The 23,263-nt window shown below is 62.4% G+C and carries 22 protein-coding genes and 1 pseudogene; 15 read left to right on the top strand and 8 right to left on the bottom strand.

Features of this window, described 5'->3' with window-relative positions; genetic code table 11:
• The first annotated feature begins 130 nt into the window (after positions 1–130).
• Complete coding sequence (locus tag C4J92_RS15300; protein ID WP_124404463.1) at positions 131–643, top strand: GNAT family N-acetyltransferase; 513 nt, start codon at positions 131–133, stop codon at positions 641–643.
• A gap of 113 nt (positions 644–756) precedes the next feature.
• On the opposite strand, the gene C4J92_RS15295 is transcribed toward C4J92_RS15300, so the two are convergent.
• The 3 genes from C4J92_RS15295 to C4J92_RS15285 form a co-directional block, all read right to left on the bottom strand.
• Positions 757–1,275: an HIT family protein gene (locus C4J92_RS15295; protein ID WP_124404462.1), complete on the bottom strand. Its 519-nt coding sequence runs from the start codon at positions 1,273–1,275 to the stop codon at positions 757–759.
• A gap of 197 nt (positions 1,276–1,472) precedes the next feature.
• Positions 1,473–1,955: a copper chaperone PCu(A)C gene (locus tag C4J92_RS15290; protein WP_124363192.1), complete on the bottom strand. Its 483-nt coding sequence runs from the start codon at positions 1,953–1,955 to the stop codon at positions 1,473–1,475.
• Entirely contained in the window at positions 1,955–2,563 is a 609-nt protein-coding gene (locus tag C4J92_RS15285; protein ID WP_124370982.1) for an SCO family protein, read from the bottom strand. The genes C4J92_RS15290 and C4J92_RS15285 overlap by 1 nt, the downstream gene beginning before the upstream one ends.
• 209 nt (positions 2,564–2,772) lie before the next feature.
• Between C4J92_RS15285 and C4J92_RS27540 the strand changes: the two are divergent.
• Positions 2,773–2,862 (top strand): annotated as a pseudogene (locus tag C4J92_RS27540) (DUF2946 domain-containing protein); the annotation flags it as partial.
• Positions 2,863–2,944: 82 nt separating this feature from the next.
• Here the strand turns inward: C4J92_RS27540 and C4J92_RS15275 are convergent.
• Positions 2,945–3,421, bottom strand: a complete 477-nt coding sequence (locus tag C4J92_RS15275) for a hemerythrin domain-containing protein (RefSeq protein ID WP_124370981.1) — start codon at positions 3,419–3,421, stop codon at positions 2,945–2,947.
• Positions 3,422–3,700: 279 nt separating this feature from the next.
• On the opposite strand from C4J92_RS15275, the gene C4J92_RS15270 reads away from it, so the two are divergent.
• Entirely contained in the window at positions 3,701–3,907 is a 207-nt protein-coding gene (locus C4J92_RS15270; protein ID WP_124363189.1) for a hypothetical protein, read from the top strand.
• 63 nt (positions 3,908–3,970) lie between these two features.
• Here C4J92_RS15270 and C4J92_RS15265 read toward each other — a convergent pair whose 3' ends face one another.
• Together C4J92_RS15265 and C4J92_RS15260 are read right to left on the bottom strand one after the other, a co-directional pair.
• Positions 3,971–4,531, bottom strand: a complete 561-nt coding sequence (locus tag C4J92_RS15265; protein ID WP_124404461.1) for a type 1 glutamine amidotransferase domain-containing protein — start codon at positions 4,529–4,531, stop codon at positions 3,971–3,973.
• A gap of 30 nt (positions 4,532–4,561) precedes the next feature.
• Positions 4,562–5,065 carry a DUF4142 domain-containing protein gene (locus C4J92_RS15260; RefSeq protein ID WP_124363187.1) on the bottom strand — a complete coding sequence of 168 codons (504 nt, stop codon included), beginning with the start codon at positions 5,063–5,065 and terminating at the stop codon, positions 4,562–4,564.
• Positions 5,066–5,259: 194 nt separating this feature from the next.
• Here C4J92_RS15260 and C4J92_RS15255 point away from each other — a divergent pair, with 194 nt between their 5' ends.
• The 4 genes from C4J92_RS15255 (at position 5,260) to C4J92_RS15240 (ending at position 7,879) form a co-directional block, all read left to right on the top strand.
• Positions 5,260–5,469, top strand: coding sequence for a hypothetical protein (locus tag C4J92_RS15255; protein WP_124404460.1), 210 nt, complete (start codon positions 5,260–5,262; stop codon positions 5,467–5,469).
• A gap of 2 nt (positions 5,470–5,471) precedes the next feature.
• Positions 5,472–5,903, top strand: a complete 432-nt coding sequence (locus C4J92_RS15250) for a DNA methylase (protein WP_124370978.1) — start codon at positions 5,472–5,474, stop codon at positions 5,901–5,903.
• A complete protein-coding gene (locus C4J92_RS15245; RefSeq protein WP_124404459.1) occupies positions 5,900–6,637 on the top strand; it encodes a DUF72 domain-containing protein in 738 nt (245 codons plus the stop codon). The genes C4J92_RS15250 and C4J92_RS15245 overlap by 4 nt, the downstream gene beginning before the upstream one ends.
• Positions 6,638–6,721: 84 nt before the next feature.
• Entirely contained in the window at positions 6,722–7,879 is a 1,158-nt protein-coding gene (locus C4J92_RS15240; RefSeq protein ID WP_124404458.1) for an alpha-hydroxy acid oxidase, read from the top strand.
• Positions 7,880–8,074: 195 nt separating this feature from the next.
• On the opposite strand, the gene C4J92_RS15235 is transcribed toward C4J92_RS15240, so the two are convergent.
• Positions 8,075–9,001, bottom strand: a complete 927-nt coding sequence (locus tag C4J92_RS15235) for an alpha/beta hydrolase (RefSeq protein WP_124404457.1) — start codon at positions 8,999–9,001, stop codon at positions 8,075–8,077.
• Positions 9,002–9,184: 183 nt separating this feature from the next.
• Between C4J92_RS15235 and C4J92_RS15230 the strand changes: the two genes are divergently transcribed.
• The 7 genes from C4J92_RS15230 to uvrA all read left to right on the top strand — a co-directional run bounded on the left by C4J92_RS15230 (position 9,185) and on the right by uvrA (position 20,848).
• Positions 9,185–9,772: an NUDIX domain-containing protein gene (locus C4J92_RS15230; protein ID WP_124367319.1), complete on the top strand. Its 588-nt coding sequence runs from the start codon at positions 9,185–9,187 to the stop codon at positions 9,770–9,772.
• Between the two features lie 878 nt (positions 9,773–10,650).
• Entirely contained in the window at positions 10,651–11,268 is a 618-nt protein-coding gene (lexA, locus tag C4J92_RS15225) for a transcriptional repressor LexA (RefSeq protein WP_124370974.1), read from the top strand.
• Complete coding sequence (gene imuA, locus C4J92_RS15220; protein ID WP_124404456.1) at positions 11,268–11,882, top strand: translesion DNA synthesis-associated protein ImuA; 615 nt, start codon at positions 11,268–11,270, stop codon at positions 11,880–11,882. The genes lexA and imuA overlap by 1 nt, the downstream gene beginning before the upstream one ends.
• Before the next feature lie 7 nt (positions 11,883–11,889).
• Complete coding sequence (locus tag C4J92_RS15215) at positions 11,890–13,305, top strand: DNA polymerase Y family protein (protein ID WP_124404455.1); 1,416 nt, start codon at positions 11,890–11,892, stop codon at positions 13,303–13,305.
• 136 nt (positions 13,306–13,441) lie between these two features.
• Positions 13,442–16,513: an error-prone DNA polymerase gene (locus C4J92_RS15210; protein ID WP_124404454.1), complete on the top strand. Its 3,072-nt coding sequence runs from the start codon at positions 13,442–13,444 to the stop codon at positions 16,511–16,513.
• Positions 16,514–16,613: 100 nt separating this feature from the next.
• A complete protein-coding gene (locus C4J92_RS15205) occupies positions 16,614–18,326 on the top strand; it encodes an ATP-binding protein (protein WP_124404453.1) in 1,713 nt (570 codons plus the stop codon).
• On the top strand, positions 18,323–20,848 hold the full coding sequence (gene uvrA / locus C4J92_RS15200; protein WP_124404452.1) for an excinuclease ABC subunit UvrA: 2,526 nt from the start codon (positions 18,323–18,325) through the stop codon (positions 20,846–20,848). The genes C4J92_RS15205 and uvrA overlap by 4 nt, the downstream gene beginning before the upstream one ends.
• Positions 20,849–20,902: 54 nt before the next feature.
• On the opposite strand, the gene C4J92_RS15195 is transcribed toward uvrA, so the two are convergent.
• Positions 20,903–21,985, bottom strand: a complete 1,083-nt coding sequence (locus tag C4J92_RS15195; RefSeq protein WP_124404451.1) for an LLM class flavin-dependent oxidoreductase — start codon at positions 21,983–21,985, stop codon at positions 20,903–20,905.
• 331 nt (positions 21,986–22,316) lie between these two features.
• Here C4J92_RS15195 and glsB point away from each other — a divergent pair, with 331 nt between their 5' ends.
• The gene (gene glsB / locus C4J92_RS15190) at positions 22,317–23,225 is read left to right on the top strand and encodes a glutaminase B (RefSeq protein ID WP_124365164.1); all 909 of its coding nucleotides are present in this window, start codon (positions 22,317–22,319) and stop codon (positions 23,223–23,225) included.
• The last annotated feature ends 38 nt before the right edge of the window (positions 23,226–23,263 follow it).

Below are 23,263 nucleotides of genomic sequence, written 5' to 3'. Positions count from 1 at the left end.
CGCTTCACGCGCTGAATGCGTGGTGTTGGTTGGGCGTTGGAAGTGGCGAGGAATATAGCGCTGGGGGAGATGTGGGTCGATTAGCACAAATGGGCTAATGGCAGTTTGAATCCTGGAGAAGGGGAGCGCTGTGCTGGAGATAAAACGAGCCACACCAGAAGACGCTGACAGGGCGTTTGAGATTCGTCGCGAGGCCATCCGCAGTCAGTGCATTGGCGCCTACAGCGCTGAGCAAATGTCGCTCTGGACCCGAGGCCGCGCAAGCGACGGTTACAGCATCCTGATGGAAAAACTGTTCTACATGGGGTGGGTGAACGGTGAAGCCGTCGTCACGGGCATGCTTGACCTGGCCAACAATGAAATCGGGGCGTTGTTCGTACGGTCCGCATTCACCGGGCGCGGTTATGGCAAGGCGATGCTTGATCACCTGGAAGACGTTGCGCGGCAGCGGGCGGTTGCAGAGGTGGTGCTTGACTCGACGTTGAATGCGGTGAGCTTTTATAGAGCGTGCGGGTATGTGGGGCATGAGCAGGCGGTGTATCGCTCGCCAGCGGGACTGGTGTTGGCGTGTGTGCCGATGGTGAAAAAGCTTGCGCAGAATTCCGGTGCGGCAGGCGACCAAAGCGAGTGCCTTGTCACGTAATCGCCTGCTCCGTCGATTACCCCATAGCCGTGATCGTTCCCATGCTCTGCGTGGGAATGCCTTCCGGGACGCTCCGCGTCCTGCCAGCCACTGCGCTCAGGTGACGCAGAGCGTCACGGGCTGTATTCCCACGCGGGAGCGTGGGAACGATCTTTGAAACCAGTGCGCAATCGCTCAATCACCTGCTCCACTCCGGGCCCTTGAATCAGCGGCGGCGCATCACTCTCGCCAAATTCACGCCATACAAACAGCGTCAGCTCAGCCCCGTCGGTCAGGGTTTTGGCCTGTGCTTGCGAGCCGAAATTGTGCAGCGTGCGATAGCGTTCGTCCTGCCAGAACGCTTGCTCTACCCAGTCATAGACGGGGATGAAATGAAAGTGCAGCGCGAATCCCGGCATATGCCCGTAGCGGCTGATGTAGAGCCACTTGGGCTGCAGCTGCGTTTCCATTATCCGTTGGGTTCGGGCAAGCAGACCGCCCAGTTCGGCCAGTGCGGCGTCGGGCATGTCAGCCAGGGAAGCAATCGGTGCCTTGGCGCCCAGCATCAGGTAGCCCGGCAGTTTTGAAGACTGATGATGGTTGAGCAGCCAGTATTCGGTCTGGTGCAGGATGAAGGCGGGGTCGATTTGCATGGGCGCGCGAGGTTCCGAATCCGTGGGTAACCTGACAATCTACGGCTATGTAACTGATACGCCGCAATCCAAATGTGGGAGGGGGCTTGCCCCCGATGAGCAAGTATCAGTCACTGCATCTGTGACTGACCCACCGCCATCGGGGGCAAGTCGAATCGTCGCACCGCCTCTCTCACATTTCTGACCGGGTTCGAGCCTCAATGCATCTTGCTGTGGTCCATCTGGCTATGGTCCATTCCGTCAACACCCCGCGCAGCAGCCTTTACTTCGATGCTTTGCTCAGCGCCCTTGGCATCTTTTACCGTCAGGGTCAGCGGCACCTGGTCGCCTTCCTTGATCTGCCCGGTCAGGCCCATCAGCATCACGTGGTAGCCATTCGGGTCGAGGGTTACGGCCTTGCCGGCGGGCAGCGCCACCGAGTCCACCGGGCCCATGCGCATTACGTCGTCCTTCATGCTCATTTCATGGATCTGCACGTCCTTGGCCACGGGCGACGCTACGCGCAGCAACTGGCTGTCACTGTCGGCGGTGACGGTCATGAACGCGCCGCTGGAGGGCTGGCCCGGCACGGTGGCGCGGACCCAGGCGTCGGTCACTTGCACCTGGGCGCTGGCGTGGGCGGCGAGGCCGAGCAGGGTGAGGCCGAGGGTGAGACGCTTGAGGTGTTGAACGGCAGTCATTAGCAGACCTCCATGACGGTGAGCAGGTCTTCTGCGCACTCTTTAGCGGTAAGGGACGCCTGCAAGCCAAGGCGCAGGTTGCCACGGGTGTCGAACACGAAGCTGGTGGCGGTGTGGGACAGGGTGTAGGTGTCGCCGGCGGGGATCTTTTCATAAAAGATCCCGAACTCCTTGGCGGCCACGGCGATTTCCTGCGGGGTGCCGTAGAGGGCTTCGAAGCTTGGATCGAAGGCCTTGACGTATTTGTCGAGAATCTCGGGGGTGTCGCGCTCGGGGTCCAGGGTGATGAACACCACTTGCATGATTTCACCGTCGCGGCCCATCAGCTTCTTGGCCTGGGCGGCGCGTGCCAGGGTGGTCGGGCAGACCGCCGGGCATTGGGTGAAGCCGAAGAACACCACGGGCATCAGGCCACGGTACGAGCTGAGGGTGACGGTTTCGCCGGCGGTGTTCTTGAGCTTGAAGGTGCGCCCCATGATCTTGTCACTGAGGTCCTTGCCGTACTTGAAATTCAGCTTGGGGCTGTAGTCACAGCCGCCCAGCAGGCTGCCCAGGCCTAACAGGCCCATGCCGGTCAGCACTTTGCGGCGGGTGAATAACGTACTCATCAACTGTGCGTCCTGTGAAACGCCTGAATGGCTGTGCAGCGGCCCACCCGGCTTTGAAAAGGAGTAACGAGAAGGGTGCAGAGTCTACCAACCTTGGCCACCGCGCGTAATCTGCGACGTTCTGCCACAGGGCAGCATTGCGCTGCGTCCTTTTGCGGGTTCGGTGGTAGCGGCGGCGCATGAAAAGGGGCGTCTCGGTTTCCGATTAAGGCTTGGCTGACCGGTGTTCCAGTAACATCCCGAACTACTTTGCCTGCCCGGTGTGCAGCGCTGTCACTGTCGCGAGCATATTCATGATTTTCAGTCGCGATGGAACGCGACAGGGCCTGTGAGCAGGCCTGTCGCTACCGCAAAATCAGGGAAGGGCTTGAAAACAGAGCATCACGCGGCCAATGGCTTACTCGCCAGAGACTTCTTGTAAGTTGCTTTCATCGCTTCCATTTGCGCGCCCAGCTCGTCCAGCTTCGCCTTGCCCAACAGTTTCTTGGCCTGGGGAAACATCTCGGTTTCTTCTTCTTCGATATGGTGTTCCAGCAGCTCCTTGACCACTTTGACGCGGCCGGAAAACTCGGTGGAAGACGGATCGGTTTGCTTCAGGTCAGGCAGCACCAGTGAATCGACAGTGCGGTGCTCCTCCTTGGCTTCGTGATACATGATGTCCTGTTCCTTGCCGCCGGCTTCCCTGAAAGCCGGGTAGAGGATTTCTTCTTCCAGCTTGGTATGCAGGGTAATTTCCATCTCCAGCTTGGCCAGCAATTCGGTGCGTTTTTTCACCCCGCGCTCGGTGGATTCGCTCAGTTGGGTCAGCAGGGTCTTGACGCGTTCATGGTCGGCTTTGAGAAGGTCGATGGCATTCATGTGGAACCTCACGGGTAGTAGTCGGGCATGTCGAAACGCACGCCTCGTGAGTCAGAAGATTGCATGACGCGTACCAACTTTTAAGTATAAAAAATTATCTTGAAAATCAAATGGATAGCGTCCAGCTAGCGTTTCGCTGTCGTGCAGCTTGCATGATCGGTCGTTGCCGGGATTGCACAACGCACATTTACCGCGTCGGTCCAGGTGCCGGTTAAAAAAATCCAATGGAACCCTTGGCGCTTCTGCTTGACCTAAGCCTTAGACATCAGGAGGTGAAGCATGGAAATAAACTATATCTGGATCGTACTGGCGGTGATTCTGCTGCTGTTAGAACTGTGGGCGATCAATATCGTATTGCGCAGCACTGGGGGCTGGGAAACCAAGGGGTTGTGGGTGGTGGTGCTGGTCTTCGTACCGCTGCTGGGGCTGATCGCCTGGGCGATGTTCGGGCCCAAGCGTGAGATGGCGCAAGAGCGCAAAAACTAAAAGCATTCAGCGATAAAAAAACAGGCGCCCCATGGGGCGCCTGTTTTGGTTGCGGCCTAAAGATCAGCCCGCGACTGCCTTGGCAATCGCTTCATTGAACGCCGGCAGATCGTCCGGCGTGCGCGAAGTGATCAAGGTCCAGCCATTGGCTTTGCATTCCTGCACCTGGGCATCCACCACGCTGGCGGCACCGGCGTTTTCCAGGTCGATACGCACGCTTTTATACGCGGTGAGGGTCTTGCCTTTGACCACGCCGGCGTCGATCAACGCCCACGGGCCGTGGCAGATCGCCGCGATGGTCTTGCCGGCCTGGGCGAACTCATTGATCAAGCGCAGCGCGGCGGCGTCCTGGCGCAGGGTGTCGGCATTCACGGTGCCGCCGGGAATAACCAGCGCATCGAAGTTGCCGCCGACCACGTCCGACAGTTGCACGTCGGATTCCACGGTCTGGTCCTTTTCCGTATCGCCGACAAAGGTCTGGGTGGTGCCGCCTTTGCTGGAAGCGTGCGTTACCGTCGCGCCGTAGCTACGCAGGGTTTGCAGGGGCTTGAGCAGTTCGTCACGCTCGATGCCGGTGTTGGAGGTGATGACGAGGATGTGCTTGCCGTTGAGTTGCGAACTCATGGTCGAGTGTCTCCTTGGGTCATGGAAGGATTAATGGGCGTGTTTGGCTTGCAGCTCCTTGGCCATTTTCAGGTGTGCTTCCAGGGTTGGCAGAGTCTTGGTGGCGAAGGCCTTCAACTCGGCATTGTCCGAGGACTCAGCTTCCTTCTTGAACAGGTCGACGGTTTTTTGATGGGCGTCGACTTGGTTGTTGGCGTACGCCTTGTCGAACGATTCATCGCGCATTTCCAGGATGGCTTTCTTCGCCTTGTCGGTCAGGGCGGCGTCATCCGGTACTTCGATGTCGAGTTTTTTCGCCAGGGCCATCAGTTCCTGATTGGCCTTGGTGTGGTCAGTAATCATATGTTGGGCAAAAGTTTTCACGTCTGCCGAGCTGCTTTTTTCCAGGGCCAGCTTGCCGGCTTCCACTTCGGTGATACCACCCTCGGCGGCATTGTCGACAAAGTCGTTGGACGTGGCGGCCATCGCGGTGGAAATCGAGCCCGCAACCAGCGCGAATGTCAGGCCCATTTGTTTCATCAGTCGAGTCGTCATGGTGTCTCTCCTTGGGAAATGGCGTGATGCCGTTACATCAGTGTTGAGCCGCGCCCTGCGCAAAAGGTTTAAATTTTTTTTGCGTGAATTGACCCAACGGCCAAGCGGGCAATTTCCTTGAACTAATCCAAATTCCCAGGGTTCTGCTGCATAAGGCTGCCGCTGTGGGTGGCCGTTTACCAGGAGATAGCACTGTGACCGATCACACGCCCGCCGATAAAACCCCCGCACCCATCAGTTCCGAAGACGCGCAAAAAGGCCATGCCGACGGCACCAAGGGGCAGACCCTGGAACGTCCGAATCCCAAGACCGAAACCATCGACAAGGTCGTGACGCCAACCTCGATCAAGGACATCGAGCGTCAGACGGATGCGATCAACGAGAAGCTCAGCAAGGGGCAGTGAGCATGGCCCGTTCCATCAGCGCGGCCGAGTTGGGCATCGCGCTCAAGCCCGGCGATGACACCGGCCTGTTCAAGTGGTTTATCGCCAGTTTCCTAATGGGCAAGCGCATTCAGGCGCCCATTGCCGCGCAAGCCTACAAGGTGATCGTTGAAGAGGAGGGCCGCGACACCCCGCGCAAATTGCAGCACTGCACATCGCGGGAGCTGGTGGCGATGTTGGGGCGCGCGCATTACGTGCGCTACGACGAAACCACGGCGCAACGCCTGTTGGACCTGAGTGCGAAGCTCAACGCCGAGTACAGCGGCAAGATCACCCGCATGCTCGAGGCCAGCGATAACCGCCAGGCGTTCGAAAAACGCCTGGGTGAGTTCGAGGGTGTCGGCCCCAAGACCATCGAGATTTTCATGCGCGATGCCGCCACGGTGTTGTTTTGACAGCACCTCTGTACGTGGGCTGCGCCGGCTGGAGCTTGCCTCGCGAGCATTGGCCGGCGTTCGCTGAGCAGGGCACGCATTTACAGCGCTATGCCTCGCGTTTCAACGCGGTGGAAATCAACAGTTCGTTTTATCGACCTCACCTGGCAAAAACCTATGAGCGTTGGCGTGAGTCGGTGCCTGCGGGTTTCCGTTTTTCCGTCAAGGTGCCCAAGCGGATCACCCACGAACTGCGCTTGCAGGAGTGCGGTACCGCCTTGGACGAGTTTCTCGTGCAATGCCTGCAACTGGACGAGAAGCTGGGTTGCCTGTTGGTGCAGCTGCCGCCGTCCCTGAGGTATGAGCCGCTGGTTGCCGGCGCTTTTTTCGAGGCGCTGCGCCAACGGTTTGCCGGTACCGTGGTGCTGGAACCGCGCCATGCCAGTTGGCTAGCGGCTGGGGCTTTGTTGCAGTCGCTCGAAATCGGTTGGGTCAGCGCCGACCCTGCGGTGATCGCTGCCGGTGATGCCTGGCACGGCGTGCGTTATTGGCGTCTGCATGGCTCGCCGCGGATTTATCACAGCGCCTATGGGCACGAGCGGGTGCAGGCGTATGCGCGGTTGCTGCGCCAGTCGATTGAAGAGGGCATTCCCACCTGGTGCATTTTCGACAATACCGCCAGCGGCCATGCGGTCGCCGATGCCCTCGACCTGCTCGACGTCTACCCGCACCTCGACACTCGGCAAGGCTTATAAACGCAACGGCTGGTTAGCTGGGCGAGGGCCGGGTACTCTTTGTTTTCAGTGCAGTCTGTTCACAGTCCAGGGAGAGGTGACCCGATGTCGTTGATCACAACCATCGAAGACTTACGCAAGCTTGCGCAAAAACGTGTCCCGCGGATGTTCTACGACTACGCCGATTCCGGCTCCTGGACTGAGAGCACTTACCGAGCCAATGAAAGCGACTTTGCCCGGATCAAGTTCCGTCAACGCGTGGCGCGCAATATCGATGAGCGTTCGATTCGCGCCAGCATGATTGGCCAGGACATGGCCATGCCAGTGGCGCTGGCACCCACCGGCCTGGCGGGCATGCAGCACGCCGATGGCGAGATTCTCACCGCCCGCGCCGCTGCGGCGTTTGGCCTGCGCTATACCTTGTCGACCATGAGCATCTGTTCACTGGAAGACATTGCCGAGCACGTCGGCCAGCCCTTCTGGTTCCAGTTGTATGTGATGCGCGACCGTGGGTTTATCGAGCGTTTGATCGAACGGGCCAAGGCGGCTGGCGTTGATGCGTTGGTGTTGACGCTGGACCTGCAGATCCTCGGGCAGCGCCACAAGGATCTGATCAACGGCCTGTCCGCGCCGCCCAGGCTGACCCTGCCGAACATCCTCAACATGATGACCAAGCCGCGCTGGGTGATGGGCATGCTGGGCACCCAGCGACGGGGCTTCGGCAATATCGTCGGGCATGTGACGGGGGTGGCCGATATGCGTTCGCTGTCGGCGTGGACCGCCCAGCAGTTCGACCCGCGCCTGAGCTGGGACGATGTGGAGTGGATCAAAAAGTGCTGGGGCGGCAAGCTGATCATCAAGGGCATCCTCGATGTGGAGGACGCGCGCCTGGCGGCCAATACCGGCGCCGATGCGTTGGTGGTCAGCAACCACGGCGGCCGCCAGCTGGATGGCGCGCCGTCGAGCATCAGCCAGCTGCCGGCGATTGTCGAGGCGGTGGGCAAGCGGATTGAAGTGTGGCTCGACGGGGGTATCCGCTCCGGCCAGGATGTACTCAAGGCCATGGCGCTGGGCGCCAAGGGCACCATGATCGGGCGCCCGCACCTGTATGGCTTGGGGGCGATGGGCGAAGCGGGCGTGACAAAAGCGCTCGAGATCATCGCCCGTGAGTTGGATGTGTCGATGGCACTGTGTGGCTATAACGATATACGCGAGGTGAATCGCGAGATCTTGCTGCCTGGCACGTTTCCTGACGGCGCGTGATGCGCAAAAAAAACCTGAAAAAGTAAAAAGAGTTGTCCACGAAAACCGTGGGTATCTCTGTGGATAACTTTGCAAGGGCCCGGCAGCGTTGGCGATTTAACCTGCGGTCAATATTTGATCAACTTTCAATGGGGGCCAATATGGCCAGGGTTTGCGCTTGACAGGCCTGAGCGAACCCAGTGCCGAAAAGCGCATTTATGAGTCGCCCACGCGGCCTGTGGAGTGCGTGACCAGCGGTGAAGGCATGCTCGTTTGCATCAGCTTGTGCAGCGCCTGGCCATAATCGCGCCCGGCCAGGCTCATGCTGTTGTTATGACTGGCACCCGGCACCAGTAACAGCCGCTTGGGCTCCTGGGCGGCTTCAAATAATTGCTGGCTGAAACGCGGTGGCACGTAGCGGTCATCGAGGCCATGCACCACCAATAAGGGCATATGGATATCGGCCATCTTGTCGATGGAGTCGAATTTCTGCGAGAGCAACCAGCGTACCGGCAACGAGGTATTGGCAACCGCCGTGGCAACATCTCCCAGGGAAGTGAACGTGGATTCGATCACCAGCCCGCGCACCGGCAGCGGTACCTGTTTGCTCAGCTCTGCGGCGAGGTCGATGGCCACTGCGCCACCCAGGGAATGCCCGTAGAGCAGGCGTTTTCCGGGGTCGGGTTGCAAGGTCTGGAAGCGCTCCCAGGCGATGCGTGCGTCTTCATATACCGTGGTTTCCGAAGGCAGGTCGCCCTGGCTTTTGCCAAAACCGCGATAGTCGATGGCCAACACCGAAAAGCCCATGGCATGCAATTGTTCGATGCGAAACAGCTGGCCGGTGAGGTTCCAGCGTACGCCGTGCAGGTAGAGAATGGCGGGAGCATCTTTCTGCGCGGCCGGGTACCACCAGCCATGAATATTCTGGCCGGCTTTGAAGGTGGCGGGCTTGATATCGAACTCCTGGACGGCATTGGGCAGCCCGGTGTACCAGCCTGCGGTGCCCGGCTCGATGCGAAACACCAGCTCGCGCTCCTTGTGTTGCAGCACGGCGCAGCCCACCGGCAGGCCGACGATCAACACGGCCATGCACAGCAGCGCCAGCCAGCGCAGGCCCCGGCGGGGCATAGAACGAGATGACATGAAGGTTCCATTACAAAGGGGCGAAGCACGGGTTGTACCAGATGAGCCGGGAGGGGGAGAAATTAATGCGACGGCCGTGACCCAGGATTGCTTGCAAAGTGTTGCAGCGATGTAGCGGGGCGACCGGCTTGACGCTGCATGACCTGCACGCGATGCTCCGTTTCTTTGAGCAAAGGCCCGACCATGGACAACAGCCCCGTGCGCATCACCGCCGAAGAAACCCTTTCGGACAACTGGTACCTCCTGAAGAAATACAGCTTCGAGCTGCGCCGCCGTGACGGCAGTTGGCAAGCCCAGACCCGCGAGGTGTACGACCGGGGCAACGGTGCGACCATCCTGTTGTACAACCGCGAGCAGCGCACGGTGCTGCTGATCCGCCAGTTCCGCATGCCCACGTTTGTCAACGATTACGCCGGCTACCTGATCGAAGCGGCGGCCGGGTTGCTCGACAACGCCAGCCCCGAAGAGCGCATTCGCCTGGAGGCCGAGGAAGAAACCGGCTACCGCGTGGGGCATGTCGAGAAAATCTATGCGGCGTTCATGAGCCCGGGGTCGGTGACCGAGCGGATTCACTTTTTTATTGGTGAATACCAACCGGGCGACCGGGTTGGGGCTGGCGGCGGCCTGGCGGAGGAGGGCGAGGATATCGAAGTGCTGGAACTGGGGTTCGAGCAGGCGCTGGAGATGGTGGCCAGTGGGGAAATCGTGGATGGCAAGACCATCATGCTGCTGCAGCATTTGGAACTGCGCATGTTGAAAGAGCGGTGGTAGCTCGATCGAGCATGAAGATCAAAAGGTGGGAGAGGGCTTGCTCCCGATGGCGGTGTGCCAGTTACCAATAAGTTGACTGATACGCTGTCATCGGGGCATAGGTATCTACACAACTTTGGCGTAGCCCTGAACCTGTGGCGAGGGAGCTTGCTCCCGTGGCGACCTGGCGGCCTATAGCTATCTGACTGATGCCGCGCGATCCAAATGTAGGAGGGGGCTTGCTCCCGATGGCGGCCTGACAGCCGACCAGGATGCTGGATCAGGGCGAGTACATATCCGTTGCTGCGGTAACGGCTGCTATGGGTTCCGCCCTTACGGCGTCTCACTTTTGAAAAGCGCAAAAGTAAGCAAAACGCTCTTGCCCCACCACTCGGCACCTCGCTTAGGCTCGGTGTGCCCGTAATCCGACAGCGATTTGGGGGGCCGCCGCCACGCGCCATCCATGGCGCGGGGCGGCTAAACCGGCATCCCTGCCGGTTTACCCCCCAAATCACTATCGGATTCCGGCCAGCGTGGTTTAACGGGGCGCCTAGATCAAAAGCAAGATCAAGAGCGACTCGCTTCGCATCGTGGTTACTGTTGGCTGCTCCAAAGTTGTGTAGATACCTATGGTCATCGGGGGCAAGCCCTAATGCCAGTCAGTTAAGGCTTTTTGTAGGAGCGAGGCGGGCGGCTAGCCCTTGCTCGCGAAAAACTCACAGGCACCGCGTTCATTCAGAAAGCACGCGTTATCGTTGACGTTTTTCGCGAGCAAACTCGCTCCTACAGACGGCGGTGTACGCTTAACTGACTGGCATTAGGGCAAGCCCCCTCCCACATTTGACCGAGGCGTATCGCCGACTGACGGCTATTGTCAGAAATTTCCCACAAGAGTACAAATGTACTCCATGACGACCCTGACCCCCCGCCGTACCGCCATCCTGACCTTCATCCGCGAGCGCATCGCGCAGCAAGGTCAGCCCCCGAGCCTCGCCGAGATCGCCGAGGCGTTCGGCTTTGCCTCGCGCAGCGTCGCCCGCAAGCATGTAGTGGCCCTGACCGAAGCCGGCTTTATCGAGGTCAACCCCAACCAGGCCCGGGGTATTCGCCTGCTCAACCAACCGCCGCGCCCGGAATGGCTGGACATCCCGGTGCTCGGCCGTGTGGCTGCAGGCCTGCCCATCGGCGCGGATGCCGAAGTGCACAATCGCCTGCAGCTCGACCCCGCCACCTTCGCCAGGACCCCGGACTACCTGCTGCGCGTGCAGGGCGATTCGATGATCGAAGACGGCATTCTCGATGGTGACCTGGTGGGCGTGCGGCGCAGTGCCGAGGCCTTGAACGGGCAAATTGTGGTGGCGCGCCTGGACGGTGAAGTCACCATCAAGCGTTTCGAGCGCCATGGCGACAAGGTGCGCCTGTTGCCGCGCAACCCGGCGTATCAACCCATCGTAGTCGGGGCCGATCAGGACCTGGCCATCGAAGGGGTGTTCTGCGGCCTGGTGAGGCAAGGCTGATGGGCGCCGTAGTTGCCCTGGACTCGCTGTTCAATGGCGGACGAGTCTGGAAGGGCCGGCCCGCCGCGCCACCGGCCAGTGTGCATCCCACCGGGCTTGCGGCGCTGGATGCGGTGCTGCCCAGCGGCGGCTGGCCGGAGGCGGCCTTGAGTGAAATCCTGACGGCCAGGGACGGCGTGGGCGAGCTGCAACTGGTGCTGCCGACCCTGGCGCGCTTGTCGGCGATGGGCGAACGTATTGTGCTGGTGGCACCGCCCTACACGCCGTATCCCCATGCCTGGCAGAACGCCGGGGTGGATGTGCGCCAGCTCGCGGTGATCCAGGCCCAGGAGCGCGACGCGCTGTGGGCGGTGGAGCAATGCCTGCGCTCCGGCAGTTGTGGTGCGGTGTTGTGTTGGCCGCGCAAGGCCGATGACCGTGCCTTGCGCCGTTTGCAGGTGGCTGCGGAAACCGGGCAGACCCTGGCGTTTGCCTGGCGCGCCTTGAGTGAAGCGATCAACCCATCGCCGGCCGCCTTGCGTCTGGCGGTCGAGGCAAGGCCTGCGCAAGTGCGCGTGCTCAAATGCCGGGGCGGCCTGGCCCACCCGGCGCCGATTGCCCTGGCGGGGCATTGAGGTTGCCATGCGCTGGGTCTGTATTGTCTTCCCGCAATTGGCGCTGGACGGGGTGCTGCGTGCCCATCCCGAGCCCGACCAACCGCTGGCACTGCTGGCCGGTACGCCGCAGCGGCGCGTGCTGCAAACCGTCAATGCCGCCGCCCGCGCCCTGGGGTTGCGCCCCGGCCAGTCGCTGACGGCGGCGCATGCGCTGACCAAGACCTTCGCCTGTGCCGAGTACGACCCGCTGGAAATCGAGCGCTGGCAGCAGTTTCTCGCCGCCTGGGCCTACCGCTTCAGTTCCCAGGTCAGCGTGTATTACCCACGCGCCTTGCTGTTCGAGATCGAGTCGAGCCTGGGCCTGTTCGGGCCCTGGCCGCAGTTCGAGGCGCGCTTGCGCAAAGAGTTGACCGAGCTGGGCTTTCGTCACCGCATCGTCGCCGCGCCCAACCCGGCGGCGGCCCGGGTGTTGGCCAACCGTTACGATGGCCTGGCGGTGGCCGACGACAGCGCCTTGATGCAGGCCCTGGCGCCATTGCCGGTCGACCGCGCCGGAATTGAACCGCAGGCCGCCACCGCGTTGTCGCGCATGGGCCTGCGCACGTTGGCCCAAGTGCAGGCGCTGCCCCGGCACACCCTGGCGCGGCGCTTTGACGCCAGCCTGCTCAAGCACCTCGACGCCCTGAGCGGGCAGCGGCCGTTGGCCCTGGGATTCTATCAGCCGCCGGACCAGTTCGATGTACGCATCGAGTTGAATTTCGATGTGCAATCCCACCAGGCGCTGCTGTTTCCCTTGCGCCGTCTGACCGCCGACCTGGCCGCCTTCCTGTGCGGGCGAGACAGCGGCGTGCAGCGTTTCGACCTGCACCTGGAACATGCCCAGGCAGCGGACAGTGTGATCAAGGTCGGCCTGCTGAGCGCCGAGCGCGAGCCTTTGATGCTGTTCGAACTGGCCCGAGGGCGATTGGAACAGGTGCAGGTCACTGCGCCGGTGCGCGGGTTTCGCCTGGTGGCCCAGGACTTGCCGGTATTCGTGCCGCAGCGCCAGGACCTGTTCGACGACCGTCCGCAACAGTCCTTGCCCTGGGAGCAATTGCGCGAACGCCTGCGCGCGCGCCTGGGCGATGAGGCGGTGCAGGGCCTGCGTTTTCACGCCGACCATCGCCCTGAATGCGCCTGGCAAGCCGCCGTCGACAGCCACCCATGCCCGAGCTTGAACAAAGTCCGGCGCCCTGGCTGGTTGTTGAACCAACCGACCTTGCTGGCCGAGCAGGGCGTACAGATTTTGATGGGGCCGGAACGCATCGAATCCGGCTGGTGGGATGGCGCCGATATCCGCCGCGACTATTACCTCATCCAGACCCGCACCGGCCAGCAAGGCTGGGCCTACCGCACGGTGGGGCAACAGGATGGCCTGTGGCTGCAAGGCTGGTTTGCATGAAAGCCCATAGGTCGCCACCCTCTGTAGGAGCAAGCTTGCTCGCGAAGGTGGTTAACGATAACGCGCGGCACCAGAATGAATGCGATGCCCTTGGGTTTTTCGCGAGCAAGCTCGCTCCTACAGGGGCGGGGCAGGCATGAATTACGCCGAACTGCATTGCCTGTCCAACTTCAGCTTCCAGCGCGGTGCCTCCAGCGCGCTGGAACTCTTCGAGCGGGCTAAACGCCAAGGCTACAGCGCCCTGGCGATCACCGACGAATGCACCCTGTCGGGCATCGTGCGCGCCTGGCAGGCGGCGAAGGCGCTGGAGTTGCCGCTGATTATCGGCAGCGAAGTGCGCATCGAGAACGGGCCGAAGCTGGTGCTACTGGTGGAAAACCTGAGCGGTTACCAGCACCTGTGCCGCTTGATCACCCTGGCCCGCCGCCGCGCCGAAAAGGGCAGCTATCGCCTGCTGCAGGAAGACTTCGAGCAACCGCTGCCCGGCCTGCTGGCGTTGTGGGTGGCGCAGGACAGCGACACCCAGGCCAGCATCCAGTGGCTGCGCCGTACCTTCGCCGAGCGCTTGTGGCTGGCCGTGCACTTGCACTGCGGGCAGGACGATGCACGGCATCTGGAGCAACGCCTGCAGCTGGCGGCCAGCCTGAAAATCCCGGCCGTCGCCTGCGGTGATGTGCACATGCATGCGCGCGGGCGCCGCGCCCTGCAAGACACCATGACCGCCATCCGCCATCACGTACCGGTGGCCGAAGCCGGCCTGCATCTGCATCCCAATGGCGAGCGGCACCTGCGCAGCCTCGACGCCCTGGCCGCGCTGTACCCGCAAGCCTTGCTCGATGAAACCCTCGTCATCGCGCGGCGCTGCAGCTTCGACCTCGGCCAGTTGCGTTACCACTATCCACGCGAGCTGGTGCCCGCCGGCCATGACGCCGAATCCTGGCTGCGCACCCTCACCAAGGAAGGCATCGCCCAGCGCTGGCCCGACGGCATCGATGCCAAGACCCTGAAGCAGATCAACACCGAGCTGGAGCTGATCAGCGAGTTGGGCTACGAAAGCTATTTCCTCACGGTGCACGACATTGTGCGCTTTGCCCGCAGCCGCTCGATCCTGTGCCAGGGCCGTGGCTCGGCGGCCAACTCGGCGGTGTGTTTTGCCCTGGGTATCACCGAAATCAACCCGAGCCTGAGCAACGTGCTGTTCGAACGTTTCCTGTCCAGGGAACGCAACGAACCACCGGATATCGATGTGGATTTTGAGCACGAGCGCCGCGAAGAAGTGCTGCAGTACGTGTTCCAGCGTTATGGCCGCACGCGCGCGGCGTTGACGGCGGTGGTCAGCAGTTACCACGCGACCGGCGCGGTGCGGGATGTGGCCAAGGCCCTCGGCCTGCCAGCGGACCAGGTCAACGCGTTGGCCGAGTGCTGCGGGCGTTGGAGTGACGACGCGCCGCCGTTGGAGCGCCTGCGTGAAAGCGGCTTCGACCCGGACAGCCCACTGCTGCGCCGCGTATTGACCTTGACCCAGCAGTTGATCGGCTTTCCCCGGCATTTGTCCCAGCATCCCGGCGGCTTCGTGATTTCCGAACACCCGCTGGACACCCTGGTGCCGGTGGAGAACGCCGCCATGGCCGAGCGCACCATCATTCAGTGGGACAAGGACGACCTCGACGCCGTCGGCCTGCTCAAGGTCGATATCCTCGCCCTGGGCATGCTCAGCGCGATCCGCCGCTGTTTCGATCTGCTGCGCCGCCATCGCAACCTGGACTTGAGCCTGGCAGGCATTCCCAAGGAGGATGCGGCCACCTACGCGATGATCAGCAAGGCCGACACCATCGGCGTGTTCCAGATCGAATCGCGGGCGCAGATGTCGATGCTGCCCAGGCTCAAGCCGCAAACCTTCTATGACCTGGTGATCGAAGTTGCCATCGTGCGGCCGGGGCCGATCCAGGGCGGCATGGTGCACCCGTATTTGCGTCGCAGAAACAAGGAGGAGCCCACCACTTATCCGTCACCGGCATTGAAAGAAGTGCTGGAACGCACCCTGGGCATCCCCTTGTTCCAGGAACAGGTGATGCAGATCGCCATGGTCGCCGCCGACTACAGCCCTGGCGAGGCCGACCAGTTGCGCCGCTCCATGGCCGCCTGGAAACGTCACGGCGGCCTGGAACCGCATCAACAGCGCCTGCGCGAGGGCATGCTGAAAAACGGCTACACCGAGGCCTTTGCCGCGCAGATTTTCGAGCAGATCAAAGGTTTTGGCAGCTATGGTTTTCCCGAGTCCCACGCGGCCAGCTTTGCCTTGCTGACCTACGCCAGTAGCTGGCTCAAATGCCATGAGCCGGCGGCCTTTGCCTGCGCGCTGATCAACAGCTGGCCGATGGGCTTCTACAGCCCGGACCAGATCCTGCAGGACGCGCGCCGGCATCGCCTGCAGATCCGTCCGGTAGACGTGCAGGCCAGTGACTGGGATTGCAGCCTGGAACCCATCGACGGCCAGCAGCCGGCAATCCGCATGGGCCTGCGCATGATCAGCGGGTTTCGCGAAGAGGATGGCCGGCGCATCGAGGCCGTGCGCCAGCGCCGCGCCTTCAGCGACATCGCCGACCTTGACGCCCGCGCCGGCCTGGATGCGCGCGCCCAAGCGCTGCTGGCGGATGCCGGCGCCTTGCGCGCTTTAGCCGGTAACCGCCACCAGGCGCGCTGGGAAGTGGCCGGCGTGCACACGCAACTGGGCCTGTTTGCCGGCCTGCCGAGCCCCGATGAAGCGCCGGTGGCGTTGCCCCAGCCCACGGTCGGCGAGGACTTGCACGCTGATTACGCCACGCTCGGCACCACGCTTGGGCCGCATCCCCTGACGCTGCTGCGCGCGGAACTGCGCAGGCGCCGCTGTCGCAGTTCCCGGGAGCTTTTGACCGTGGAGCATGGGCGCAATGTCAGCGTCGCCGGGCTGGTCACCGGGCGCCAACGCCCGGGCACCGCCAGCGGCGTGACCTTTGTCACCCTGGAAGATGAATTCGGCAACCTCAATGTGGTGGTCTGGCGCGACCTGGCCGAACGTCAGCGCCAGGCCCTGGTCGGGTCGCGCCTGCTCAAGGTGGACGGGCGCTGGGAGGCGGTGGGCGAGGTGCGGCATTTGATCGCTGGGCGCCTGACCGACCTGACGCCGCTGCTGGAAGGCATAGTGGTGCGCAGCCGGGATTTTCACTGAGGCCAGTGGTTTCTTCGGCCTAAGTTGGACAAGATGAAACCATCCGTCGCCGCTGCGCTCCAAAACTTGCGACTGTCCTCTCACTGCCCAGAGCCCGAACATGCAATTCTTATCCAACCCCCACGGCTGTGAAGGCTGGTCCGGTGAAATGGCCCAGCGGATTCGCGGGTTTGACTGGTCAACCACCGACCTCGGCCCGATTGATCGCTGGTCCACCAGCCTGGCATGCACCGTGCAGATGATGCTCGCCTCGCCCGTACCCATGGTGATGTTGTGGGGGCGGGCGGGTTACATGATCTATAACGACAGCTACTCGAAGTTCGCCGGTGGACGCCATCCGTACTTGCTGGGCACGCCGGTGGAACTGGGGTGGCCGGAAGTGGCCGAGTTCAACCGGCATGTAGTGGATACATGCCTGGCGGGCGGCACTTTGTCGTTCAACAACAAGGAACTGGTGTTGTCGCGCAACGGCAAGCCGGAAACCTTGTGGATGGACCTCTATTACAGCCCCGTGGCCGGGGACAACCAGCAGCCGGCCGGGGTGCTGGCGATCGTGGTTGAGACCACTGAACTGGTGCAGTCCGAGCGCGTGCGCCAGGAGCTGACCCACAATCTGGAGCAGCGCGTAGCCGCCGAAGTGCAGGCGCGTTCCGCCGCAGAAGAGCAGTTGCGCCAGTCGCAGAAGCTGGAAGCGATTGGCGGCCTGACCGGCGGCGTGGCCCACGACTTCAACAACCTGCTGCAAGTGATCGCCGGCAACCTGCACCTGCTGGCCCGCCATGAGCCGGACAACGCGCAGGTGCAGCGGCGTGTTTCTGCCGCGATTGCCGCGGTGGAACGCGGGGCCACCCTGTCCTCGCAACTGCTGGCGTTTGCCCGGCGTCAGCCCTTGTCGCCGGCGGTGTACAACCCGCAACGTATCTACGCCGGTCTCGGTGAACTGCTGCAGCGCGCGCTGGGCGAAACCATTCATATCGACGTGCAATTGCCGCAGGACTCCTGGTGCATCAACGTCGACCGCAACCAGCTGGAAAACGCGCTGCTCAACCTGGCGATCAATGCCCGCGATGCCATGCACGGCGAGGGCGTGATTCGTATCACCGGCGAAAACATCATTCTCAACCCGGCCGAATGCGCGGGCAAAAGCATCAAGCCCGGCGAGTACGTGCGCCTGGCTGTCACCGACACGGGCACTGGAATGCCGCCGACCGTGCTCAAGCGTGCGTTTGAGCCGTTTTTCACCACCAAGCGCGAAGGGCAGGGCACTGGCCTGGGGCTGAGCATGGTGTTTGGCTTTGTCCGGCAAAGCGGCGGGCATGTCGACATCAGCAGCGAGGAGAACAAAGGTTCGGTGGTGCAGATGTATTTCCCGCGCAGCCTGGAACCGGAGCATCTGGAGCCGGACATTGGCCAGCAGAGCCCTTGCACCGGCCAGGAAACCATCCTGGTGGTGGAAGACAATGAAGGCGTGCGCCTGGCCGTGGTGGAGCTGCTGCAGCAATCGGGCTACACGGTGCTGACGGCCGAAGACGGCGACCAGGCCATGGCCAAGCTCCAGGCCGGCCTGCAGCCGGAATTGATTTTTACCGACGTGGTGATGCCCGGCCGCATCAAGAGCATCGACCTGGCCAACTGGGCGCGTGAGCAGGTGCCGCCGATCCCGGTGTTGTTCACCTCCGGCCACACCCGCGACATTCTTTCCTCCAATCATCTGCTGAGCGCTGATATTCACCTGCTGAGCAAGCCCTACAGTCCCGATGCCCTCACACAACGGGTGCGCAGCGTTCTCACCGCCAGACAAGGTTGTCCATGACTTCACAACGCAACATCCCTGCACCGACCGCCCAGCACACCGGCTTCGTGCGGGTGCGCGGCGCCCGCGAACACAACTTGCGTAACGTCGATGTGGATATTCCCCGGGATGCCCTGGTGGTGTTCACTGGCGTGTCCGGTTCCGGCAAATCGTCCCTGGCGTTTTCAACCGTCTACGCCGAGGCCCAGCGCCGCTATTTCGAGTCGGTGGCGCCCTATGCGCGGCGCTTGATCGACCAGGTCGGCGTGCCGGATGTCGACAGCATCGAAGGCTTGCCACCCGCCGTGGCCCTGCAACAGCAGCGTGGCACGCCGAGTGCGCGTTCATCGGTGGGCAGTGTGACTACCTTGTCGAGCCTGATTCGCATGCTGTATTCCCGCGCCGGCAGCTACCCGCCGGGGCAGGCGATGCTGTATGCCGAGGACTTTTCGCCGAACCTGCCCCAGGGCGCGTGCCCGCAATGTCATGGCCTGGGCCGCGTGTATGAAGTGACCGAAGCGCTGATGGTGCCCGACCCGTCGCTGACCATTCGCCAGCGCGCGGTGGCAGCCTGGCCGCTGGCCTGGCAAGGGCAAAACCTGCGCGACATCCTCGTGACCCTGGGCTACGACGTGGATATTCCGTGGCGCGACCTGCCGAAAAAACAGCGCGACTGGATCCTGTTCACCGAAGAAACTCCCACCGTACCGGTGTACGCCGGCTTCACCCCGGCGCAGACCCGCGATGCCTTGAAACGCAAGCTGGAGCCCAGTTACCAGGGCACCTTCAGCGGTGCGCGGCGCTACATCCTGCACACCTTCGCCCACACCCAAAGTGCGCTGATGAAGAAGCGCGTGTCGCAGTTCATGCAAGGCAGCGCCTGCCCGTTGTGCGAGGGCAAGCGCCTGACCAAGGCGGCGCTGTCGGTGAAGTTTGCCGGGGTGGATATCGGTGAGCTGTCGCAACTGTCCCTGACCCGCCTGGCCGAGTTGCTGCGGCCGGTGGCGGCGGGGCAGGACAAGATGAAGTTGTCAGTGGAAAAACGCCTGGCGGCCCAACGGATCGCTGCGGACCTGCTCGAACGCGTCAGTACGTTGATCGAGCTGGGGCTGGGTTATCTGGCCCTGGAGCGCAGCACGCCGACGCTGTCGTCCGGAGAATTGCAGCGCTTGCGCCTGGCCACGCAACTGGGCTCGCAGTTGTTCGGCGTGATCTACGTGCTCGACGAGCCGTCCGCAGGCTTGCATCCGGCTGACGGCGAGGCTTTGTTCAGCGCACTGGCGCGGCTGAAAGCGGCCGGCAATTCGCTGTTTGTGGTGGAGCATGACCTGGAAACCATGCGCCGCGCCGACTGGCTGATCGATGTCGGCCCGGCCGCTGGCGAACACGGCGGGCAAGTGCTGTACAGCGGCCCGCCGGCGGGGTTGGCGGATATTGCCGCGTCGCAGACCCGCGAATACCTGTTTGCCGAGCCGCGCCCGGCGAACCCGGCGCGGCGTCAACCCAGCGGCTGGCTGAAGCTGCAAGGTGTGACGCGCAATAACCTGAAGAATCTTGCGGTGGATTTCCCGCTGGGCTGCTTCACGGCAGTGACCGGGATTTCCGGTTCGGGCAAGTCCAGCCTGGTCAGCCAGGCGCTGTTGGAACTGGTCAGCAGCGGCCTCGGACGCGTGTTGGAAAACGTCGAGGAGCCCAGCCTGGAAGACGCTGCGCCTTCCGCCAGCGAGGGCCGTATCAGCGCCGGGCTGGAGCATATCCGCCGTCTGGTGCAGGTGGACCAGAAACCCATCGGCCGTACGCCGCGTTCCAACCTGGCGACCTATACCGGGCTGTTCGACAACGTGCGCAAACTGTTCGCCGCCACGCCAGCCGCGAAGAAGCGCGGTTACGATGCGGGGCAGTTCTCCTTCAACGTGGCCAAGGGCCGTTGCCCGAACTGCGAAGGCGAGGGCTTTGTCAGCGTCGAATTGCTGTTCATGCCCAGCGTGTATGCGCCATGCCCGACCTGCCACGGTGCGCGCTACAACCCCGAGACCCTGGCGATCACATGGCAAGGCTTGAACATCGCCCAAGTGCTGGGGTTGACGGTGGAGCAGGCCGTCGACGTATTTGCCGAACAACCGGGCGTGCTGCGCGCTCTGCAGGTGCTGCGCGATATCGGCCTGGGCTATCTACGCCTGGGCCAACCGGCCACCGAGTTGTCGGGCGGTGAAGCGCAGCGCATCAAGCTGGCGACCGAGCTGCAACGCAATGCGCGGGGCGCCACGTTGTACGTACTGGACGAACCCACCACCGGCCTGCACCCCAGGGACGTCGACCGCTTGCTCAGCCAGCTCAACCAATTGGTCGAGGCGGGGCATACGGTCGTAGTGGTCGAGCATGAGATGCGCGTGGTGGCGCAGAGTGACTGGGTGATCGACATCGGCCCGGGTGCCGGGGACGCGGGCGGCAAGGTGGTTGCCAGTGGTACGCCGCAAAAAGTTGCCAGCAGCAAAACCAGCCGCACGGCGCCGTTCCTGGCGCGGGAATTGAGATTGAGTTAGTCGCCAGGTTAGTCGCCAGAAAGGTGGGAGGCGCGAGCGTCCTCCCACCTGTTCTCAAGCGACTTGCCTGGCCCGCTCGCGTTCCGCGACCAACTGGCGGGTCAGCGGTATCAGCGCCTTGCCGTAGTCGATCGCATCATTGAGCGGATCGAACCCACGAATCAGGAATGTGGTGATACCCAGATCGTAGTAATCGAGCAGCGCCTGCGCGACTTGCTCGGCCGTGCCCACCAGCGCGGTGGAATTGCCCTGTGCGCCGAGCAAGGCGGCAATCCCGGTCCACAGGCGTTTATCCAGGCGCGAGCCTTGCGCCGCCGCCGCCAGCAACCGGCGCGAGCCCTCATTGGGCGGTTCGCGCCGCACAAAGCCGCTCTGTTCGGCCAGCGCCGTGGCTTGCTGCAAAATAGTGTCTGCCCGCTGCCACGCCAGTTCCTCGGTCTCGGCCAGGATCGGGCGCAATGACAAGCTGAAGCGAATCGTACGCCCATGCCGGGCCCCTTCGGCACGCACCTGGGTCACGACCTCGCGCACTTGCTCATAGGTTTCGCCCCACAGCGCATACACATCCGCATGCTTGCCCGCCACCGCGATCGCCGCCGCCGACGAACCGCCGAAGTACAACGGGATATGCGGCTGCTGCGGCGACTTCACCGTGGAGTGCGCGCCTTCGACCTGATAGTAGGTGCCGGCGAAGTCGAAGGGCTTGTCGCTCGTCCATTCCTGGCGCACCACGCTCAAATATTCGTCGGTGCGCGCGTAGCGCTCGTCCTTGCCGATATGGCTGCCATCGGCGCGCAGTTCGCGGTCGTCGCCGCCGGTGATGATATGCACGGCGGTACGCCCGCCATTGAACACATCCAGCGTGGCGAACTGGCGCGCGGCCAAGGTGGGTTGGGCAAAGCCTGGGCGGTGGGCGATCAGGAATTTCAGGCGCTGAGTCACGCTGGCAGCATGGGCGGCAATCAGCGTGCTGTCCGGGCTGGTGGAGTGGAACGCCACCAGGGCGCGGTCGAAGCCGGCCTCTTCATGGGCGCGCGCCACGCGCTCAACGTAGTCCGGCTGCAGCGTCGGGCCGCTGCGCGGGTGGATCTCGGAGGCGTGGTGGCCGCCGATGTAGCCGATGAATTCGATGCTCATGGTCAGGTCCTTGTTAAAGTCGATAAACAAGCCTCCGCCGGGCAGGGGGTCGGTCCGTAGTGTGAAAGTAGGGCGCACGGGCGCGTCTGTAAAAGGCCGATTAGTTCTAACCTAATTATTAAATTATGGAATTATAGTTTTTATTATTATCAGTAGAATGCATTTATCCGGCCGTCCTGCGTACGCTTTCACTTGGCGCTGCGAGTTGCTGATACTGATTTACCGGATGATTGCCGAGCGGGTCGTGGAGATTGTGTGGGGCTATCGCGCTCATTGAAGTATCCTCCGCGCCTCGCTCACCACTGATCCAAAGAAGATGACAGGACAAGACATGCAGGCGCTGCTGGAGTCGATCCTCGACGAAGTGCGCCCACTGATCGGCCTCGGCAAAGTCGCCGATTACATCCCCGCGCTGGCCGACGTGCCCGCCAACCAGTTGGGCATCGCGGTCTACGGCAACGACGGCGCGGCCTATTGCGCCGGTGATGCCGACACGCTGTTCTCGGTGCAGAGCATTTCCAAGGTGTTCAGCCTGGTGCAGGCGATCGACCACGGCGGCGAAACCATCTGGGAGCGCCTGGGCCACGAACCGTCGGGGCAACCGTTCAACTCCATGGTGCAGCTGGAGTTCGAACGCGGCCGCCCGCGCAATCCGTTTATCAACGCCGGCGCGCTGGTGATCTGCGACATCAACCAATCGCGCTTCGCCGTGCCGATTTTGTCGATGCGCGATTTCGTACGACGCCTGTCGGGTAACCCGCAGATTCTGGTCAACAGCGTCGTCGCCGATTCGGAAGCGCAGCACGGCGCGCGCAACGCGGCCATGGCCTACCTGATGAAGGCTTTTGGTAACTTCCACAACGATGTGGACGCGGTGCTGCACAGCTACTTCAATTACTGCGCGTTGCAAATGAGCTGCCTGGACCTGGCCAGGGCGTTCAGCTTCCTGGCCAACGAGGGCGTGAGCGCCCACAGTGGCGAGCAGATTCTGACGGCGCGCCAGACCAAGCAGGTGAACTCGATCATGGCCACCAGCGGGCTGTATGACGAGGCGGGCAATTTTGCCTATCGGGTCGGGCTACCGGGCAAGAGCGGGGTAGGCGGCGGGATTGTCGCGGTGGTGCCGGGGCAGTTTACGGTGTGCGTCTGGTCGCCGGAATTGAACGCGGCGGGGAATTCACTGGCGGGGATGAAGGCGTTGGAGTTGTTGAGTGAGCGGATTGGGTGGTCGGTGTTTTAATATCGTTGCCACGTTTCTCGTGGGAACGATCCCAACAC

This window comes from Pseudomonas sp. R3-18-08 (genome assembly GCF_003852065.1).
In the GTDB taxonomy this organism is placed as follows: domain Bacteria; phylum Pseudomonadota; class Gammaproteobacteria; order Pseudomonadales; family Pseudomonadaceae; genus Aquipseudomonas.
The sequence above is the reverse complement of the archived record's forward strand: the minus strand, read 5'-3'. Positions and strand labels throughout refer to the sequence as shown.